Raw genomic sequence first — 18,957 nt, 5'->3', positions numbered from 1 at the left:
GCTGCTTCCCCAGTCCCTTGGATTACCGCTTCTTCGCCTGTTCCAGTTCGACGTCCGTCAGCTGGCTACGATGCAGGTATGCACCGGCCACTGGGGGAATTGAGACGAGGTGCGGTGTCTTGCCTTCCTCGGCCTGTTGAGGGCCGAACGCTCCTACAAGGCCGATAGCTTCTCCGTCCTCTTTCAGCCCCCATGCTGCCAGATTCCACACCACAGGGGGCTCTTGTTCATTCGCGCGCGGGTGCGAGAAGTACCAGTCAGTAGCCGGAATGATTGTCTTGTACATCTTCTAGGTTCCTCAATCTCCGGCTACCGGCCGGTGCGGGGAGCCAGTACGCGGGGGAATTTCACTGTCCCGCCGCACCGGCGAATCGATTTAACCGTTCACATTTTCATAAACCACGGCACCGACGATCGCAAACACGAACACTCCAAACAAAACGAAGTTGATTGGGTGCATGTCAGGGTCGGCGTGGAGTCCAACGATTGCCAAGATCTCGAAGAATACCGTCGAACAGACGGCGAAGTGGATTGGCGTAAGATAGTCTCTCTGCTTCGCTCTCGTACCGGCACCTCCTCTCTGCGTCGCGTCCCGACTGGCGTCTCTGAGTCGGAATCCCGTAATGCCCTTCATAGAATTTTCCGGTTCAAGCCGTCCACTCGCCCGAGTCAGGAGCCGATAAGAATGCTCGGCTGACCTTTCGGCGCCGTTACTCGCAATACCGGGACGCCGCGGGTCGCGGCCGCCACGATAGTGGAGGCAGCCAACCTGGACGCGGCAATGGTATGGCCTACGAATCTTTTAAGCATGCTCATTGTTTGGAATCGTTGACATACCATGCGTGAATTTCGCAATTTTCCTGCTACAACAATCCCGCACCGCGAGCGTCTTGTGCAATGTCGCGCATAACTTGCAGTTCCGTCACCTGAGACAGAATGTCCAGATGGACGTGCGCATCGAGTTTTTGGAGGCGCTCGAGCGCCGGTGTCCCGCCCAGCGCGAGCGCAGGCACGAACCCGTACATCGTGGTGTGATCGAGAGGCCCCAGCTTTTCTAGTGCGCGCTCAAAGAGGGGCGCCTCTTCGCTATCCAGCAGATCAAACATCTCCTTGCTGCATGTACTAAAAAAGAGCTGGAGAGTGAGGTCCGGGCCGTCCTCTTCGAACTCTTCCTCGTCGAAGGACGGAAAGATCATGCCATACGGAGTTTTGACTTTCAGAGACTGCCCGGTCTTCTCGCCCCACAGGATCAATCCACCAAAGGCCGTACGCGCAATGACGTAATACGCATCGCGCTCCATGAATTCCGTCTCGCCGATCCACGCTTCCAACTCGTCTTCCCATTCGTCCGGGTCGACGGTCCAGAGCAAGCCGTTGGCATAGCCGCACCACCCGTACTCCTGCCAGTATTCCAGCAGTTTGTTCGGCAACTTGCCCCGGAATTTCTCGATTTTTTCAGAGGGAACGTCGCGTCGATCTATTGCAGGTCCGAATCCCTTGTACCCCAAGAAATTCTCCATGAAATTATCCATTGCGCTTCCTCACTATTGGCATCGCTTAAGCTTAGCGTTCATTTTAGTCCCCCCTCGCTCTGCCTCAGGGACTTTTTTCGCCGCATCGTCAAGCTCAGCTACGCGATCCTTCCACTGCGATCCGATGGACGAGTTGACGCCGCGATCACCCATCATGGTGACGGCATCCTTACCACCTGCGATCATGTCTGGATTATGCAACGCAGCCAGCGTGCTCATCCGATCTGCCGCCATTGCTTGGGCCTGCTTCGTGGCGGCCTCGCCGGTAATACCCTGCTTGCTCAACGCCTTTTCAAACTTGGCCGTCAATTCGGCTGAGTACGCAGCTCTCGCCTCGGCCTGCGCGGCGCCAGTGCCTGCTCGACCGATCTGCTGATAGCGCGCTCGCCCTTCGAGATACTCTTTCACGCTCAGGTCATTCAAGCCCTTTTCCTGCTCGAGCAGCTGACGGTCATACTCTTTCGGGTCGCCCTTCGCGTTCTTCTTGAAGCACTTCACCAAGTGCTCTTTCATCCGCTTCAGTTTGACCTTCAGGCCGTCTTTGCCCTTCTCTGCCGCCTCGCCTTCCTCTTTCAGCTTCCGGAGTCGTTCCGCTTCCGCCTGGGCTTTCTTGGCCTCTTCGGCTTCCTTCGCCAATTTAGCCGCCTTCGCCGCCTCTTCAGCCTCTTTCGCCACCTTGGCTGCTTTCGCTGCCTCTTCCGCAACGTGTGCGCCCTTGGCGAGACCGACCGCACCTTTCGCAAGCTTTCCGGCCGTGGTCACCACTTTCCCACCAGGAATCATGCTCGCGGCAGATAGCCCTGCCTCGACCATATTCCCCTCAGCGGCGTAGATCCCGGCATCCACCGCCCCGCTCACGACAGAGAGGCCTGGCACAAAACTCGCCACGCCGAGCACGCCGTGTACCCACGGACTCGCCGCGCCCCACCAGCCTTCTTCCTTGGGTGTTTCCGGCTTAACAGGCGGGTTGCTGCTGGCGCTCGGCTTGCCGCCTGCGATCGACGCGCTCGGGGCGGACTGGGTCACGTAGATGCCCGGGCAATTCCCGCCGTTGAGAGTGCACGGATCTCCTTCGCGAATGACCGGCTTGCCAGTGATGCGGACCGTGCTCGAGCCCTTGACCGGCTTGACCTCGCCGCTCACGGTTCCGCTCTTCACGCCGTTACAGGATCCGGCGGCATCCCCTTTGCAACTCGGCTGGGTGCTTTGGCTGAGCACGTAGGCCGGATCGCCGTTGAACCGGACGTTCGGCACCGTACCCATGCTGCTCGAGAGATCCTCGGTCACTGGGTACGGCAACGGGGGCGTGCTGCTGCCGACGGGTGTTTTGTTGATGGACGGCGCTGTTGAAACCGCCTTGAACGAACTGTTCTTTCGAGCCCCGAGGTGGTCAGCCATGCGCCCCCCTCTCGCCTTGCGAGATTGCAGCCGTCATCCGGTCGACGTCCCCGCGCTCGACCATGCGCAGTTCGATGGCACGCACACCGGGTTGCTTCGCCAGCGTTGCTCGCCACACACACGACACTGCGCGTTGCTCGGGATCGATCAGCACGGTGTCGAGTCGCGCACCCAGCTCCCCGATACTCCCGTTATCGAAACGTACCAACGCAAACGGCAGGTGGCCGGGAAGGCTCAACGTCAGCCTGATATTGCCGGAGTGATCCTTCGTGGTACGTGGCGTGGCCGGCGTGCACAAATTCGTCAGCTCGATCTGTTCATCGCCTCGCATTGCGTCCAGCTGCTGATCTGGCCACGCCGCATTCCAGACGGCAAAATCAAAATCCTTCGGTAACGGCGCGTCACTCTCGATGAACGCGCGATCGATGGTGCCGACCAGCTTGGCCCGCTCGGGATGCCCTTTCGGCCGAATCCCGAACCCGGCGACAAGCGGCGTCGATTCATCGAGATTGCCAACCCGGGCGGAATCGAAGTCGGCCACCGTAATGGGCCGGACGGCATATTCGATTTGTGGGGCGGCAACAACCTTGACGCCAGTCGCCTCCAGATACCAATCGCGTACGTATCCCTGTCCAGACACATTGGCTGAATAGGCATCGTGAGCGACCGGCGCGCATGGCGCGTCGGGATGGGCATCCGCCTGCTCCGGCGTCAAACGGTGCTTCTTTGTGAGCCGGTCGGCCGCCTTGTTGCCCATCTCGATCCGGCATTGTCCCCCGAATGCGTGCTCTAAGTTCACCTGAACATCGCGTGCTGGCTGCGGTGTCGTCAATTGCCATGCCGGCAAACGAACCATGCCCAGCGAGGCAAACTTGACCAGCGTAGCGGCGAGGCGCGACATACCTGAACGTCGGACGAAGTCGCGTTCACCCGTGACGACGAGCGTCTTTTCAATCAGGCGCTCACCTTGCGACGGCGTGCTCTTAGCGCGCTCGACCTCCGCCTTCCAGGCCTGGATTTCTTCTGGCGAAGCAGGCATCAGCGGATTGAGCCCATGCGGCTCCGGCGGCAATGGGATAGGTGAACCAGGCCGGCTTACCACGAGCCGAATGTCGAATTTCCCCGGAGCGCTCCCATCCGGCCGCTTGGGCGGATAAGCCGTCGCGTTGACGATCACATCGCACCGCGGCTTATATGCGCACAGGTCCGATTCCTGTCGAACACTGCCCTGCATGTCCGCACCAAAGAACTCGTCGGCCTCGCATAACGGCTGCTGCTCGTCAGAAAAATGGAGGTCGTTTGCTTCGTTCCACGTCAGGGTCTGCCGTAGAACCACGACGTGGAATTCCTGCTCACGCGCATCTACCCCAGCGAATGCCAGCGCAGGAAATGGAGTGTGGTTGATGAACTCCATCGGATCAGTTCACATCCACGTCTTTGCCGTTGATTTCGACCGGACCAGATCCCTCGATGACCAACTTGACGCCCTTGAGGGTGATGTTGCCGTCTTCGTCCATGCGAAACGTCGACTTGCCGACCGTCACCTCGAAAACCTTGCCGGCCTTGATCGTGTAGGACTTTCCGACGATCGACGTCTTGGACAAGCCCACTTCCTCAGCACTCGCCAGGCCCGCAGTCGTGTTGACCGCACCGACCACCGTGACCTGGTAGCCACCACCGACCGTCAGTGCCTTCGCGAGTCCGACAGTCTCTGTCGACGTCAGCGCAATCAGGAGATTCTCCATCCCCTTGATGGTCTCGTTCCGGTTGCCGCCGACCGTCAGCGTCTCGTTGTTGCCGACGTGCTCGGTACGATCCACGCCGATCGTGATCGTCTCGTTGTTGTCGACGGTTTCGGTTCGATCATGCTTCACGTGCACCGTCTCGTCGTGGTCGATGTTCTTCGTGCGATCGTTGCCGACCCAGTGCGACTCGTCGTTCTCAACCTCGAGGCGCTGATCCTTTTCGGCGTGCAACCAGACCTCCTCCGATCCCTTCTTGTCCTCGAAGCGAATGGCGTTGGCCGTGTTGACGTTCCCGGTCTTGGTCGAACGCGTGAGGATCCCGCTTTGCGTCGCGTTCCCAGGCAATACCCACGGCGGCATGTTCGCAGAGTTGTATACGCTCGAGATAATCAGCGGCCTGTCCGGACTACCGTCGAGGAAAATCACCACCACCTCGTCGCCGATCCGCGGGGTCTGGATCATGCCGAAGCCGCGACCTGCCCACGGCTGCCCAACGCGCACCCAGCACGAACTACCCTGATCGCGCTTGCCGAGCCGGTCCCAATGGAACTGCACCTTCACGCGGCCCAGGCTGTCCGTGTAGATTTCCTCGCCCTGGGGTCCGACGACGACGGCGGTCTGAGGGCCAATGATCGACGGCCGCTCGATCGTGAACGCTGGGCGATACGGGATCTTCTTGCGGATGCACACGAAGCTGCACTGGTACGTCGCGCCACCCTCGCTGGCCTGGTAATTGTTCGTGCCGCTGTGCGTGACCGTCGTCAGCAGGAACTGACGATCCTCGGCCTTGGCGGTGCCATGATCGTAGTGGTCATCGAGCTCGAAGTACTGCGCCGGTGACAACCGCCGGCTCGTACTCGTCCCGATGAAAACCTTGCTGTGCGCAGCAAGCGCCTGCGTCCTGAAGCGGGTCAACGCTTCGCCGCGGTCGCTGTCCGGGAAGCCGTGCTCGCCCAGATAGTCGTAGACTTCGTACGACGGCACCTCACCCTGATTCACTTCGGTGCCGCCCGAGACAAACCGCCGCGCGTGCGGCACCTTGTAGTCGAATGTCTTCAATCCGACGCTGTTCGATTCCAGTTGCCGGCTTGCCTGGAACGACGTGATGACCGCCAGGTTGTCGAGCGCCTCGCCTTTCGTGTACTGCAGCACAGGGCTGCGGCCGCTGATCGGCTTCGCGGCGATCGAGTTGTCCGAGATGATCAGCTTGTGATCGTCTTTCGCGTGCTCGAAGAAGAAGAACAGCCCATCTTCCTGCATCAGCCGTTCGACGAATTCGAGGTCGGTTTCGCGGTACTGCGTGCAGTAGCTGCGATTCTTCGTTGCTTTCGATAGCCGGAACTCGAACGATGCGATCTTGCCGTACTCGCGAAAGACCTTCGCGAGAATGGCCTCGGTGTTTTCTTCCTGAAAAATGCGGATGTCGCGACTGCGGGAGAGCATCCACAGCCAGGGCACGAGTGTCGCGCTATAAACCGTGAAGCTACCATCGTGATCGAGATGGCTGAAGTTGGCGACGTAGCCGTGAAAGTACCGTTCTTCCGAGCTCGCCAACGCGTCGGTGAGTTGTAACGTAATTGTCACTGGCTGGCCGATCAGCTTTTTCAGTTCGATATTCGGATCTTGAGAAGCAAGTCGAACATGAAACTCGAAATTTTGAGATAAGCCTTCAGTGCCTTGAAAATCGACCAGCACCAGATCCGACCGCCCTTTCATTGGCGTCTGAATGGTGAACAGTCGATTGCTCTGTAGCCCAAAGAATCCTGGAATATCTGACAGTTGCATGGCGCCCTCGGAACCCCGCATAGGAACGGCAGGATATTATTCGTCGGTGGATTTTAAACTGCCTGCCCCCGGAAGGATCAAGTTTTGCGTTTCTTGAACCTTCCATAAGGGGACGGAGCTGTATGGAAGGTGAATGGATAACCTGCTGCCCCACTACGAATACGAGGTTGGCCTGCTGTTACGCGGCATCACGGAATTTGCTCGGCGCTATCCGAAGATCGGCGCGCGTCTCGGGATCGCAAATGGGCAAGGCGATCTGCATGTCGATCGGATGATCCAGACGTTCGCGCTACTGGCCGCCCGGGTCGATGCGAAACTCGAGGATACCTATCCGGAATTCACGGAATCGCTCCTCGAAGTGCTGTACCCGCAGTACTTGCGCACGATGCCTGCCTGCGCGATCGCACAATTCGACCCGAAGGATCTCTTCGGCCAGTTGACGACGCCACTCTCGATGCCCCGCGGCACCTTGCTCGACGCGAATGCCGCACCGTGCCGGTTTCAAACGACATACGATGTCACGTTGTCACCTTTGCGCATTCACTCGGCGCGCTACGCCCCCGCCACGCTGGCGCCGGCCATCGTCCGACTGCCTGACAAGGTGACCGGCATCCTCTCGATCACGTTCGCCAGTGCGTCGCCAACCGAAACCTTCGATGACGCGATCCCGTCTGGCACAGTTCGAGTTCATCTGGCCGGCGATCGGCCGCGGGTTGCCTCGCTCGCCGATGCATTGTTGCTGCGGGCCGGCGCTGCGTTCGTCGAAGTCGAGCAAAGTGGGCGGTGGCTGGCATTATCCAAAATCCCGATCGAATCCGCCGGATTCGGCGAGGATGAGCGACTGTTTCCGAAGGAATCGACGCATACATCGGACGCGTACCAGGTGCTGATCGAGTCTTTTGCCTTCCCCGAGAAGTTCGACTTCGTCGACATCGATTTGGGGCGGATGCGACGCGCGGCGCACACACCGGCGGCGAAGCGCCTCACGTTGCACGTCGCGATCCAGGAAGCGCCGGTGCAGGCGGCCACTTCGGCCGCCCTGACCGACCTCGACGCGAGCGCCTTCCGGCTGTTCTGCACGCCGGTGGTCAACCTGTTCAAGCGTGGTGCGACGCCGATCCAGCTGACCAGCGCCGACAACGCGTACCCCGTCATGCCTGAGCCACTGGAAACCGGCATCGCCCTCGACGTGTACTCGATCGACGCGGTTCATCTGGGGGACCGGACGGAGGCTGAACAGGAAAGGCACGCGCCATCGTCCAGGCACACGGCCAGGACTACCGTGCTGCCTTACCGAGCCTTCAGTCACGGGCGGCCGGTCGATTCCTCGGTCATCTATTGGACCGCGTTTCGCGATCCCCACTCAGCAGCTGGCCGGGCGCGGTCGCCGCTCCTGCTCTCGCTGGTCGGGCTAGACGGCAGCGCTGTCCTTCCGAAGCATCCACAGATCGATGTCGATACGACGGCCACCAACGGCGACCTGCCGTCGCGGTTGCCGATCGGCGCGCCGGACAGCGATCTGCTACATGAGGGCGCGGCACTGACCTGCCCGATCCGCCTGCTCACGCGCCCGACCTTGCCGAGCACCCTGCCGCGAGGACACGACTCGCTATGGCGCGTCATCGCCGGCATGTCTCTGCACCCGTTTGATCTGACGCAAACCGGGCTGAAGGCATTCAAAGACTTTTTGCGGCTGCACGCTCCGCGCGCGAGCATCGTCGCACAACGCAGTATCGACGCGATCACGGGCCTCGACTACGAGCCAGCGATCAGGTGGATGCCGCTCGACAACCTGTTTCCGTCGTTCGTGCGGGGAGTTGAAGTCGTGGTATCGCTGGACGAGGCCATGTTGCGCGATGTCACGCTGCACGTCATCGCGAGAACTCTCGACTCGCTGTTCGCGCCCTACGCCCCGACGAACAGCTACATCGAATTGGTCATTCGCTCGTGGCAGACGGGCGGTGAGCTGCTGCGCTGTCCTGCGCGGCCCGGAACGCGACCGCTGATCTAGTCAATGCAGGTAGCCGACGAGAATGCCAGCGCCGGCACCCGCCTGCAAGCCAACGGTCGTGCCGCCCATCAGTAGAATCGCTGGCGCATGCGCGATGGCGATCTCGGCCAGCCAGGACATTGCGGGATTCGACAACCCCAGGGCCAACTGCGCGGAATTAATCCCGAGGATCATCGCTGACCCGGCCTTACCGTATCCGATGCCTACGCCACCGTCGAGGTACACCGTGGCGCCCTGGAAATCGGACTCGGTGAGTTCCGTTCCATGAAACGCCGGCGCCATGTAGATGAGGCCTGCGCTGTCGAAGGACTTGGCGGAGCCAGCACCGCCGACCTCGCGCCCGGCGATCTTGGGGATCTTGATCTCTGGCAGCGAAAATCGCGGGAGCTTGATCTTCGGGAGACGAAGCCCGAATCCAATGCCGACACCGACGCCCCCGTAGTAGAAATCGGTTTCTTTCCCGGCGGGGTCAGCGAGGACGATCGTGCCGCCTGAGGCGACGACGAACTCGATGCTGACGCCGCCTGTCGCGCCCGTCTTGTAGCTCCAGTTGCTGGGTCTCAGAATTGACACGGCCGATCCTCTCAGTGCGGTTATTTTTTAGGCGGGAGATTCATCACGGCGAAGAGAATGAATCCGACGCCAAATATGGCCGCCATCAACGTCCAGTTCCACACGGCGCCGATCCGGTCGATCGTGGCAGTCCGTGCGGGTGCCTCCGGCTGATATAGCACCGTGACCTTATCGCCGACCTTGGTGCCGTAGATCATCCCGCCCTGCGGATACGATACGCGTTCGCCTGTTTTCGTCACGAACTCGATCTGAGGGTGGCTCCCGCCGGCGTTGAGGCTGACCACCTCACCGGGAACCGCGATCGCCGTCTGCAGGAAACCTCGGGTAGACCACCCGATGATCGCCGCAATGACGAGAAAAGCGACGCCGATCGCAATGCCTACAGTAGCCTTGAACATGTGCCCTCTCGATCTCTCTCATTTGCAGACCGAATCCCGTCGGCCTGTTCGCGAAGGATTTTAGCGTAAGGCCCACCATCGAACGTTCGGCACTACACAGGTGGGACTTCCCACACGTTGTCGACGAGTGTGCTGAGATGCACGGCACTTACTACGCAGGTTGAATCGAAACGGAACGCAGAAGTCGAGGCGAGGACTGCCGCTATGGCCCTCGTAGCAGTCCTCTGGGTCTCGCGAGGTTCGGTTGCCCATCGCCAAGCGAGCACAAGCGACGGACACCCTCTTGAAACTTGCCGGCATCGTAGCAGAGCGCGTTCAGCGTTCGACGTCGTTTAACGATAGTTCATCCTCTGCCAGCGACACGTTCAGCACCGTTTCGTCACCGGCGTGGATCGCGTCTGCGTTCTTCGCGCTGGCGTGAATGTCGCGCTCGATTACGCGTCAGACGTGGCGTCGAGGGCGGCGATCGCGGCTGCGCGCGCGTCTCGATCGTCACTGCCCCACTGTTCTGCACCCGCCAACCGTGCTTTCATTAGCCCAAGCATGTTTACTTCGTCAGCATGTAGCAAAATATCTTTTTCCCTCACTATTTCCTTCATCATGTCGGATGACATCACGCCGGTTAACTACTGCACCCATGCGATCGAGGATCTCAAGGAGACGGCAAAGAACGCCCGCGCAGGCGGCCTCACCGTCACAGCCGCGCGCCTCGAAACCGTGATCCAGATGCTTTCGACAGCACCGAAATTTCTGCTGCCGAACTGCGCTGAACTGATCGACACTGAGAACGTTCGGGAAACGCACCTCGAACTGCTGCGGCTACCCTATCCGGTGACGGTGTTCGAAGCGCCGTGGCGCAAGGAGGACGTCGTTCCAGCTGCGACCGTGGCCGGTGTGCAGGAAAGCCTTTCGACGCGCCGGATCGCGCTGTGCTGGGAGATGACCGAAGATCACGTCCCCGTTCGGGGACTCAGCGAAATACCGCTTTTCCGTGAGCACTATCCCGAAGGTGGTGTTTTCATCTACCCCATCTACTACTCCGACGAACACAAATCGTGGAATCCGGGCGCTGGCGGAACATTCGTGCCGAGGGAATTCCGGATACCCGAGGGACATGCGCCTACGCGGATGACCCAAATGATGCGGGACGTGAAGGAAAGCACGGGTCGACTTCACCGCAATGCGGTTGAACATTTCGCGGAGCCCTTTGTTCTACTTCAGGAAATGTTCGACGTCATAGTTGCGGAAAGCCATGGGGATGTCGATGCGGCGTTTGCCCGCTTGACCTATGACGCTAACGACGAAGTGCATATGGCAATTCAAGCCTGCGCGGTATTGAATTGCGCAAACGTCGGAACCGTCGACGTGCATCCGAAGCCTGCAATGAACGCGCGACGGCTGGCCACGCGGCGGCCACCTTTTTTCACGTACAAGGTGCTGCAACTCGCGGCGGGCAAGCCGACAAGCGGCGGGAAAGGAACGGGCTCGCATGCTGCACCGCGCACGCATCTACGGCGCGGTCATATACGACGACTGGAGGACCGGGTGACATGGGTACGCCCTGCGGTCGTGAACGCCGGCAGTGAGCGCGGCGTCGTGGCGAAGGACTATCGCATTGGCAGCCGCGATTCTGGCGATGCGGAATAGCATGCTGTCAGATTCGAATCGCGAGAACGCCGCAATAAATTGGATCGCTGTGAAATTCCCGGTTTAGCGTCGCTGAGATGCAGAATAATAGCGCGCTCCTACTGCTTTTTCCTCTACGCATTTACTGAAACTCATGGAAGCTTTTACCTTGAAGTCCCTGCAATTGGAATTGCGCGAACTCGATGTTCAATTGGCTCAAGCCAAGGCCGGAGAGAAAAAGGCCGCGCTGGCCACATTCAAGGAACAGGTCGTCCAGTACGGCATCACCCAACAAGAAGTGCTGTCGGCGCTGGGTTACCTGCAGGCGAGACCGAAGCGCGCACCAGCGAAGTACTACGATCCGTCGTCGGGCCGTAGTTGGTCCGGCCGCGGTCCGCGGCCGAAGTGGCTCATTGGAAAGGACCTTAACGACTATGCGGTCGATCGCGTTCCGCAGCCGTGGTGGCCAGGCGACGACGCGTAATACCGGCGCGAATCGGAAACGGTGAGCGCGATGATGGATTTTCACCAACTGGTTTGGGTCCGGCGTGCGATCTGCGAAGACTGGGACGAGACGCCCGATCCGATCATCCGGACGGCGGTGGACTTACTCGACGCGTCGTGGTGCAAGACGCGGGACTACGTTGGTCAAGGTGGCAGCGGCTCAAACCAGGACGGCAAATATTCGCGGGTCGGCGATTACTTGGCGAGCGCCATCGGGAAGGATTGGATTCCCGTCCCGAGCCTCTCGCTGGTCGATGGCGAAGCAATTTTTAATGATGGGCGGCACCGTTTCGCCTGGTTACGCGATCATGGCTTGCGAGCCCTGCCGGTCGAGGTCGGGCGCACGGATGCCCAGACGTTTAGAACACAGGTTGAGACTGCGGAGCGCGTCGGTCGATTTGATCCCGAGGCGCTGCGGGTCGATCCGCGTGTACCGGCCGACCTGCCCGGCCGCGTTCGCCCGCGAGGGCAAGAGTGGCCACCGCGGCCGCCCTCTGGGCGTGCGGGCATCGAATTTTCGTTGTCCGCGAGACAGACCTCTCCCGCCCCGCTCGCTCCCGAGACTTGCCGCCATCGTAGCCAAGCCCGGTGCGCGGCGCTACCCGAACACCGTCATTCCGACCGCTCGAGCACCACGCCAGATCGTGATAGCGCGGGCCGCTCAGTTGACCAGGTCACGCCGAATCGCCAGAGGCGTGTCGTACACGAGCAGGTCGGCGAGGCGAGAATCGTCCACCTCGTATTCAACGACGGCCGGTGGACCGGCACGCTTGGCCAGCTCGTTCGCGAGCGCGCGCCAGAGGTGGAACACGCTCAGCGCGACGCGCTCATACCCCAGTTTCGCCACGCGCGACGGGGAAGGGCAAACACCCGTCGCGGATCCGGACGGGCGACACTGACTCGGCGGCCGGCTATGCGGCAACCACCTGGTTGCGGCCCTGATGCTTCGCGCGGTACAGGCGTTCGTCCGCCTTGCGCAGGATTGCGTCAATCGTCTCCCCGTCCCGGCCGAATTCGGACGCGCCTACGCTCACGGTGACCTCGATCGGCTGACCAATGCCGGCTTCAAACGGTGCGCCCGCGATCGCCGCGCGGATGCGTTCTGCGATCGACTGGGCCGTATCCAGCGCGACTTGTGGCAGCAGCACCATGAACTCCTCGCCACCGACCCGCGCGACGCCGTCGTATGGCCGGATCGCGTCGAGGCATTTCGCGACGAAGCGCTGCAACACCTGGTCGCCCGCCTGATGCCCGTAGCTGTCGTTGATCGCCTTGAAGTGGTCGAGATCGAGCGCCAGCAAGGAGAACGGTGCGCCATTGCGCTTCGCCCGGGCAATTTCCGCTTCCACGCTCTCGATGAATTGCCGCCGGTTGGCCGCGCCCGTGAGCGGATCCGTTGCCGCCATATGCTCGAGCTTCTCGTTGGTCCGCTGCAGTTCCTGCAGGGCTCGCTCCGTCCTCGCCATGGCGTCTCTCAATCGCGCGAACAGCTCTTCCTGGCTATAGATCTTCGAAAACGAACGCGTCGTGTGAAAGGCCTGCACCACCCCGAAGCTGAGCAGGACGAAGCCGGCGGCAAAAATCGCGTGTGCCAGCCACCACATGTGATTCCACGGCCGACCGAGAATGAAGGCGAGGGACGAAAGGGCGAAAGACGCCACCGAAATACCGTAGATCGTCATCAGTGGTGAGCGGATGCGGCGCAGGACGAGCGCGACGACGTTCACGGTGGAGAACAGGAGCGCGCCTCCCTCCATCGACAGGCGCACCCACGGTGCGCCGGCCACCGGCGAATAGGCGATGCCGGCAACGGCGACGTCGATCAGCACGAACAGCGCGATCCACTTGGTCCAGGCGCGCCAATCGGCGCGGGTGGCCTCGCTGTCGGCCGCGCGGCTGTAGGCGAGCTGTCCGACAAAAATCAGGATCGACATGGTCAGGCGGGAAGCCGGTCCGTACAGCAGAAACAGCCAGATATTGTGATGCGCCATACCGGTGAAGGCGCCATGCAACGCGTAGACCAGCGAAAAACCCAGGAAGCCCAGCGTGAGCCAACGCAACAGTGGTTCGCCCGACAGGTGATAGCACCGCCAGCAGACATAGGTGACGAACGCCCCCTCGGCCGTGGCGACGGCGATCGCCAGCTCGTGAAAGGCGTGATTCTCGAACTTCAGCGACGGATCCTGGAAGAAGTACAGGTAGGCGATCAAATACAGTGGCACCAGCGCGAAGCCGGTCAGCAGAAGCTTCGCATACCCCCGGGTAACCAGTTGGATTGCGCCGGATGGCTCATTGGCGGCAACATGGGTGGTCATGGCCTGCCTCCTGTTTCGTTTTGTCAGGTGAATCCAGTATAGGCACGGAAACGCGTTCGGCCAGATGGACCCGCAGCCAAACTCCGCAACAGACTGACGCAGCCCGTCACACGAGCGCCCGCCATGCGTCACGTAACGCCGCGGGCTCAAAGCCACCGCCCGGATCGTCATCCTCCGCCGCTGCGCGGCGGACTACCGTCGTACTGTCTTCCGCCGCTCGCCGGCGCATGTCTGCGCGAAGCGCGGCGAGCCGCAGAATTCGGCGAGCTACCGCAGGAGGTGTAGCAAGAACGATCGGCCGTATGTCGCATCGTTCTTCCTGCATCTGGCCGCTGGCGGCGGCGTTGGCGGACAATCCGGCGTCGCGCAAGGCTGGTCGAACTTCTGGCTGCGTGCGCCTGCTCGCCGGCCCGCCCGCACTTGCACTCGAGGGCATTCGCTTTTTAGTATGCGGATCGAAACCCATCACGAGCATTTCGCGGCGCTCTCTGCGCCGGTTCAGTCAACGAGGAGCCCATGCAACCCCGGTCGGTAACCCCCTACTACGTCGTGGCAATCGGTATCGCAGTCGCGTGCGCGCTGATGGGTCTGTGCGTGCTTCAACTCCTGCAAAGCCGCCACGACGCACTTGACCGTGCCCGCGAAACTTCGCGCAATCTTGGCTTGATGGCACAGCGCGATATCGAGCGTAACTTTGAACTCTACGACCTGTCATTGCAGGCGGTAATCCATGGCCTGCAGCGCCGCGACGTGATGGCCGCTCCATCGGGCTTGCGGCGCGCCGTACTGTTCGATCACGCGATGACCGCGCAATTTCTCGGCGCAATGCTGGTGCTCGATGCCGACGGCAACATCCTCCTGGATTCAGCCAACGACGTGCCGCGCAAGGGCAATTTCGCCGATCGCAGGTACTTCACCATTCACCGCGACAATCCCGATGCAGGGCTTTATGTTAGCGCCCCATTCCAGTCGCGCCTGCGCGGCGGAAAGCCCAGCATCGCGCTCAGCCGACGCATTTCGAACCCGGACGGTTCGTTCGCCGGCATCGCACTGATCGCGATCAACCTCGAGTATTTCCATCAACTGTTTGCCGGGCTGTCGCTGGGGCAGCACGGGTCGATGTCGCTGATCGGCAATGACGGCGTCATGGTGATGCGCCAACCCTACGATGCCCGCACCATTGGACGCAACATCAGCAAGGCCTCAACTTTTCGGCACTTCCAGACCTCCGCGGAGGGCACGTTCCTGGAAACGTCGTCAATCGACGGCGTTCGCCGCCTCTACTACTTCAAGCACTTGCCAACGCTTCCGCTGATCATCATGGTCGCGGAGGCCGAGCAGGATATCTATGCAGCATGGCGGCACCGCGCCGTGACGATCGGCGCGCTAGTGACAATTTTTGGCGCCGCCTTCATCGTGCTGTCCGTCATGCTGGGCGCGCAACTCCGGCGCAGGATGCGCGCGGAGTCCGAGCTGGTGCTGCTGGCACGCACCGATGGGCTCACCGGCCTGAACAATCGACGCAGTTTCGGGGAAGTGCTGGACCGAGAATGGCGCCGGGCACGCCGAGCACATTCGGTCTTTTCGCTGCTGTTTGTTGATGTCGATCGCTTCAAGGCCTACAACGACACGTATGGCCACCAGGCGGGGGACGACGCGCTAGCTGCGGTTGCCCGTTGCATCGGGGAAAACATTCGCCGGCCGGCCGATACCGCGGCCCGCTACGGCGGGGAGGAATTCGTCGTACTGCTCCCCGATACGCCGCAGACCGGGGCCGCCCAGATCGCCGAGCGAATTCGCGCGGCGATCGATGAACTAGCGCTCGAACATGCAGGCAGCGAATACGGGCGCGTTACGGCCAGTATTGGTCTGGCAAGCTGGACACCCGAGCAAGACGGGGAGCCGGGTGCAGTGATCAAAGCAGCGGACGAGGCCCTGTATTACGCGAAGGCAACCGGCCGGAATAAGGTCACCGCCGTTCAGTCGGCCGAGTGATTCGGGTCGGGCTGTTGCACGGCCGCGGACGGCCTGGAACGACCAAATCGATGACCGGAGTAGGCATGGACGATCGCTATGTCAATGACGATGAGGTCCGCGTCGCTCTGACGTGGAGCAAATTAAATCTGTCACCCCAGAATCCTCGCCGAGCAAGCCGTCCGGCCCATGAGTTGACAACTACAAGGGCTTCCCCGTTGAACGCAAGCGCCCGACTACAAGGGCTTCCCCGTTGAACGCAAGCGCCCGACGTGGTTTTTGTTGCTACTTGCTGCCTTGCCGACGTCGTGTGAGAAGGTGAAGGACTGCGGTACTACAACCGGTCATGTTGGGCCAATAGCCCGGACCCTGATGAAAGACGCGCGCGAGGACCTCATTCTTTATCCGGAAACAGAAGTTCCAGTCGTCACTTCAGGTAAGCCTCACGCGGGTCCAACCCGCTTCACATCACCGACGGCAGTGCAAAGTGATCTTCTATTCAATCATGGACATCTTGCCTTCATAGTGGCAATCGGTTGGCACGCGCGATCTCACGCGGCAAGCGGTTCATGCTTGAAGTTGTCGCCGTACTTCAGGATTGCCCACGCCATTCGTGCATTCTTGGCTGCAATCGCGATAGCCGCGCGCCAGAAACCGCGCCGCTCCACAAGGCTTCGGACCCAACGGCTGAAGCGGTCTTGTTTTTCGCCAAGGCTGCCGATGACAGCACGAGCACCGATTACCAGCAAGCCGCGCAAATAAGCGTCGCCCGCCTTCGTGATGCTACCCAGCCTCGCCTTCCCACCGCTACTGTACTGACCGGGTGTGAGCCCCATCCAGGCAGCCACCTGGCGACCGTTCCTGAAATCATGTCCGGTGCCAAGGCTCGCAAGCAGCGCACTCGCCGTCGTCGGTCCAATGCCGCGCAGCTGCATGAGCCGACGGCTGCGCTCGTCGGCTCGCGCAATTTCGCCAATCGCACGATCGTATTCGGCGAGTCGCACCTCGATATCGCCGACATGCTCGAGCAGGTCGCTGATGCAGCGTCGCGCCCAGCCCGGAATAGTATCTAGGTGAGGGGCAATTTCTCTGCGCAAGCGATCAGGGCTTTGCGGCAGTACGACGCCGAATTCGGCAAGCAGCCCGCGAATCCGGTTATAGATTGCGGTCCGTTCCGTGACAAATCCCTGACGGGTTCGGTGCAGGCAAAGCGTCGCCTGTTGATGTTCGTCTTTCAGCGGCACGAAACGCATGCTCGGACGTGTGACAGCCTCGCAAATTGCGGCCGCATCCGCTGCATCATTCTTGCCGCGCTTGCCGGACATGCGATACGGTGCCACGAGCTGTGGAGCCATTAGTTTGACAACGTGGCCGTGCTGCTGAAACACGCGAGCCCAATGATGCGCTCCGGTACACGCTTCCATGCCGATAAGACACGGCGGCAACTGTGCGATCAAGGTTACCAACTGATCACGCGAGACGCGAGGCTTGATCAGCACGGCCGTGCCGGCCGCATCGACACCGTGGAGGGCAAAAATATTCTTGGCGAGATCGATTCCTACGGTAACTATAGACACGACTTCCCCTCCAGTTGGTGTTGATGAACATTCGAACCTTCATCATGGCACGTTGATCACAATTCGCGACTTCCGCCGCCTCGGGACGGGGAAGTCCCTTTCATTCTTTATTTCGCGACGTGCAACCTCATGAATTCCAGAAGGTTTCGCATCTTTCGGTCAACGTCGACCAGCGAAGTGACGACTTTCCTTCGCAAACGGTGACAAATTCATTTTGGTCTACGGCAAGCGTTTCGCACTCGACATGGCCGAACGCATCGCTTTTCGCGTAAACGCCGCGCACCTTGAAGCCATCGCGGCCGCCGCGTTGCGGCTGGACCTGACCATTAGCGCATTCGTTCGCATGGCCGCACTTCAGGTCGTGCGTTCGGGGCGCTGACCGACCGGCTTTCCTGCCGCGACCGACGCGTTAGCCTTTTCATGATAGGTGTTGATTTTGACGATGTGCTTCTCCAGCATTTCCTCTGCGAAAGACAGGGAGCGCTCGATGCGGGATGTCAGCGTTCCCCATGACTCATGCGGTGGCGGACACAGCGTCTCCAGGTCGAACCGCTGGATACACACTAGCGCGAGAGAAAGACTCCTTTTGCTAAGGTGGAGCATCTGATTGAAGAGGTTCACTGGTAATTGCCCCTCTCTCTGCCACCAGTTCGTCACAAAGCTGTCCAACGCGTGGAGCGAATCATAAAAGGAGATAAGAGCCGTCGCGTCGTCGCCGGACAATTCGCGGAATTGTGGAGCGCTCGGATACAGCACGGGCATTTCAGGAAGGAAGTCAACCTGAATGTCATTTGGTTTAGCCCTGTTCTCGTCCTGCCCAGAAATATACTCCGCCACTGCTGTCATATAGTTCGGGCAGACACGACTATGTATGTACAAAACCCGCTCGATGGTGCGGTTTAGTTCTGCTGCAAAGTATCGACGCGCATCCGCTTCGTTTCGCGCCTTTTCTTCGGCCTTGGAACGGCGCGTGTTAAGTTCGTTTATCCACGCCCCCAAGAGGGAAGCACCCGCGCCAAACAAGGCTCCCGAAATTATTGCAAGCTTCGTTGGCAGCGCAACGATTCCTATCAGAAAAAGCAGTGCGGCCAACCCCATATGCGGGTTCTTTCGAACAAAGCTCCATGCTGGTCGCAAAAGCGGGCCAAACTCATCCATCGCTTACTCGGTAGTGAACGTTCGTCGGAATCCGGATAGCTCTGTCAGCTAACGCGCTTCTTAAAGCTTTGAGCGGCACGGGAAAGGGAAGCCCGTTTTGTTCATATCGTACCCCACTTATACAGAGACTCAGATAGGTGCGCGCCATTAGGGCGCGCGCTACAGTCCGCCTTGAGATTGCCCGGCGTGCCTCTCGGTCTCCAAACCCGCCGCACGCCCCGCGCGGGCGTTTTTTTGCACGCCTTGTTCAACTGGCGTCGCGAAGGGTCGCCGCCCGGTTAAACGTAAGCGTCAATTCGAGGCCGTCTTGACGATCAGAACTTGACCTCTGAGAGCCGCTGATTCGCGAGCACGAGATCGA

Annotated in this window: 16 protein-coding genes; 5 read left to right on the top strand and 11 right to left on the bottom strand. The window is 60.4% G+C overall.

What is annotated here, in order from left to right; genetic code table 11:
- Window positions 1–22 precede the first annotated feature (22 nt).
- The 5 genes from DIE12_RS34580 to DIE12_RS34560 all read right to left on the bottom strand — a co-directional run bounded on the left by DIE12_RS34580 (window position 23) and on the right by DIE12_RS34560 (window position 6,460).
- Window positions 23–286, bottom strand: coding sequence for a methionyl-tRNA formyltransferase (locus tag DIE12_RS34580; protein ID WP_124551524.1), 264 nt, complete (start codon window positions 284–286; stop codon window positions 23–25).
- A 577-nt stretch (window positions 287–863) separates the two neighbouring features.
- Window positions 864–1,532 carry a GAD-like domain-containing protein gene (locus DIE12_RS34575; protein WP_124551523.1) on the bottom strand — a complete coding sequence of 223 codons (669 nt, stop codon included), beginning with the start codon at window positions 1,530–1,532 and terminating at the stop codon, window positions 864–866.
- Between the two features lie 12 nt (window positions 1,533–1,544).
- Window positions 1,545–2,930, bottom strand: coding sequence for a polymorphic toxin type 15 domain-containing protein (locus tag DIE12_RS34570; RefSeq protein ID WP_124551522.1), 1,386 nt, complete (start codon window positions 2,928–2,930; stop codon window positions 1,545–1,547).
- Window positions 2,923–4,344 (bottom strand): DUF2169 domain-containing protein, encoded by a 1,422-nt coding sequence (locus tag DIE12_RS34565; RefSeq protein ID WP_124551521.1) that lies wholly within the window; start codon window positions 4,342–4,344, stop codon window positions 2,923–2,925. The genes DIE12_RS34570 and DIE12_RS34565 overlap by 8 nt, the downstream gene beginning before the upstream one ends.
- Before the next feature lie 4 nt (window positions 4,345–4,348).
- Window positions 4,349–6,460 carry a type VI secretion system Vgr family protein gene (locus tag DIE12_RS34560; RefSeq protein WP_124551520.1) on the bottom strand — a complete coding sequence of 704 codons (2,112 nt, stop codon included), beginning with the start codon at window positions 6,458–6,460 and terminating at the stop codon, window positions 4,349–4,351.
- A gap of 133 nt (window positions 6,461–6,593) precedes the next feature.
- On the opposite strand from DIE12_RS34560, the gene tssF reads away from it, so the two are divergent.
- Window positions 6,594–8,471, top strand: a complete 1,878-nt coding sequence (tssF, locus tag DIE12_RS34555) for a type VI secretion system baseplate subunit TssF (RefSeq protein ID WP_124551519.1) — start codon at window positions 6,594–6,596, stop codon at window positions 8,469–8,471.
- Here tssF and DIE12_RS34550 read toward each other — a convergent pair whose 3' ends face one another.
- Together DIE12_RS34550 and DIE12_RS34545 are read right to left on the bottom strand one after the other, a co-directional pair.
- Window positions 8,472–9,044: a hypothetical protein gene (locus tag DIE12_RS34550; RefSeq protein ID WP_124551518.1), complete on the bottom strand. Its 573-nt coding sequence runs from the start codon at window positions 9,042–9,044 to the stop codon at window positions 8,472–8,474.
- A gap of 20 nt (window positions 9,045–9,064) precedes the next feature.
- Window positions 9,065–9,442, bottom strand: coding sequence for a DUF3592 domain-containing protein (locus DIE12_RS34545; RefSeq protein WP_124551517.1), 378 nt, complete (start codon window positions 9,440–9,442; stop codon window positions 9,065–9,067).
- 600 nt (window positions 9,443–10,042) lie between these two features.
- On the opposite strand from DIE12_RS34545, the gene DIE12_RS34540 reads away from it, so the two are divergent.
- Both DIE12_RS34540 and DIE12_RS34535 read left to right on the top strand, forming a co-directional pair.
- On the top strand, window positions 10,043–11,089 hold the full coding sequence (locus DIE12_RS34540) for a hypothetical protein (protein ID WP_124551516.1): 1,047 nt from the start codon (window positions 10,043–10,045) through the stop codon (window positions 11,087–11,089).
- Between the two features lie 133 nt (window positions 11,090–11,222).
- Window positions 11,223–11,552: an H-NS family nucleoid-associated regulatory protein gene (locus DIE12_RS34535; RefSeq protein WP_124551515.1), complete on the top strand. Its 330-nt coding sequence runs from the start codon at window positions 11,223–11,225 to the stop codon at window positions 11,550–11,552.
- Window positions 11,553–12,233: 681 nt separating this feature from the next.
- On the opposite strand, the gene DIE12_RS34530 is transcribed toward DIE12_RS34535, so the two are convergent.
- Window positions 12,234–12,419: a hypothetical protein gene (locus tag DIE12_RS34530; protein ID WP_124551514.1), complete on the bottom strand. Its 186-nt coding sequence runs from the start codon at window positions 12,417–12,419 to the stop codon at window positions 12,234–12,236.
- A 64-nt stretch (window positions 12,420–12,483) separates the two neighbouring features.
- Complete coding sequence (locus DIE12_RS34525; RefSeq protein WP_124551513.1) at window positions 12,484–13,887, bottom strand: GGDEF domain-containing protein; 1,404 nt, start codon at window positions 13,885–13,887, stop codon at window positions 12,484–12,486.
- 516 nt (window positions 13,888–14,403) lie between these two features.
- Here DIE12_RS34525 and DIE12_RS34520 point away from each other — a divergent pair.
- On the top strand, window positions 14,404–15,882 hold the full coding sequence (locus DIE12_RS34520; RefSeq protein ID WP_124551512.1) for a sensor domain-containing diguanylate cyclase: 1,479 nt from the start codon (window positions 14,404–14,406) through the stop codon (window positions 15,880–15,882).
- A gap of 530 nt (window positions 15,883–16,412) precedes the next feature.
- On the opposite strand, the gene DIE12_RS34515 is transcribed toward DIE12_RS34520, so the two are convergent.
- A complete protein-coding gene (locus DIE12_RS34515; RefSeq protein WP_124551511.1) occupies window positions 16,413–17,438 on the bottom strand; it encodes an IS110 family transposase in 1,026 nt (341 codons plus the stop codon).
- Window positions 17,439–17,652: 214 nt separating this feature from the next.
- On the opposite strand from DIE12_RS34515, the gene DIE12_RS38310 reads away from it, so the two are divergent.
- Window positions 17,653–17,817 (top strand): hypothetical protein, encoded by a 165-nt coding sequence (locus tag DIE12_RS38310; protein WP_185641253.1) that lies wholly within the window; start codon window positions 17,653–17,655, stop codon window positions 17,815–17,817.
- Here DIE12_RS38310 and DIE12_RS34510 read toward each other — a convergent pair.
- A complete protein-coding gene (locus tag DIE12_RS34510; protein ID WP_124551510.1) occupies window positions 17,793–18,596 on the bottom strand; it encodes a hypothetical protein in 804 nt (267 codons plus the stop codon). The two genes, DIE12_RS38310 and DIE12_RS34510, sit on opposite strands and share 25 nt — an antisense overlap.
- Window positions 18,597–18,957: the final 361 nt, after the last annotated feature.

The organism is Burkholderia sp. Bp9015 (assembly GCF_003853505.1).
Lineage (GTDB): Bacteria > Pseudomonadota > Gammaproteobacteria > Burkholderiales > Burkholderiaceae > Burkholderia.
This window is presented reverse-complemented; position numbering and strand designations above follow the sequence as displayed.

Excerpts from the sequence above, each read along its gene's own strand:
- DIE12_RS34570 (WP_124551522.1), bottom strand. The coding sequence starts at position 2,930 with ATGGCTGACCACCTCGGGGCTCGAAAGAACAGTTCGTTCAAGGCGGTT.
- DIE12_RS34525 (WP_124551513.1), bottom strand. The coding sequence starts at position 13,887 with ATGACCACCCATGTTGCCGCCAATGAGCCATCCGGCGCAATCCAACTG.
- DIE12_RS34540 (WP_124551516.1), top strand. The coding sequence starts at position 10,043 with ATGTCGGATGACATCACGCCGGTTAACTACTGCACCCATGCGATCGAG.
- DIE12_RS34560 (WP_124551520.1), bottom strand. The coding sequence starts at position 6,460 with ATGCAACTGTCAGATATTCCAGGATTCTTTGGGCTACAGAGCAATCGA.
- DIE12_RS34545 (WP_124551517.1), bottom strand. The coding sequence starts at position 9,442 with ATGTTCAAGGCTACTGTAGGCATTGCGATCGGCGTCGCTTTTCTCGTC.
- DIE12_RS34535 (WP_124551515.1), top strand. The coding sequence starts at position 11,223 with ATGGAAGCTTTTACCTTGAAGTCCCTGCAATTGGAATTGCGCGAACTC.
- DIE12_RS34510 (WP_124551510.1), bottom strand. The coding sequence starts at position 18,596 with ATGGATGAGTTTGGCCCGCTTTTGCGACCAGCATGGAGCTTTGTTCGA.
- DIE12_RS34575 (WP_124551523.1), bottom strand. The coding sequence starts at position 1,532 with ATGGATAATTTCATGGAGAATTTCTTGGGGTACAAGGGATTCGGACCT.
- DIE12_RS34520 (WP_124551512.1), top strand. The coding sequence starts at position 14,404 with ATGCAACCCCGGTCGGTAACCCCCTACTACGTCGTGGCAATCGGTATC.
- DIE12_RS34565 (WP_124551521.1), bottom strand. The coding sequence starts at position 4,344 with ATGGAGTTCATCAACCACACTCCATTTCCTGCGCTGGCATTCGCTGGG.
- tssF (WP_124551519.1), top strand. The coding sequence starts at position 6,594 with ATGGATAACCTGCTGCCCCACTACGAATACGAGGTTGGCCTGCTGTTA.
- DIE12_RS34580 (WP_124551524.1), bottom strand. The coding sequence starts at position 286 with ATGTACAAGACAATCATTCCGGCTACTGACTGGTACTTCTCGCACCCG.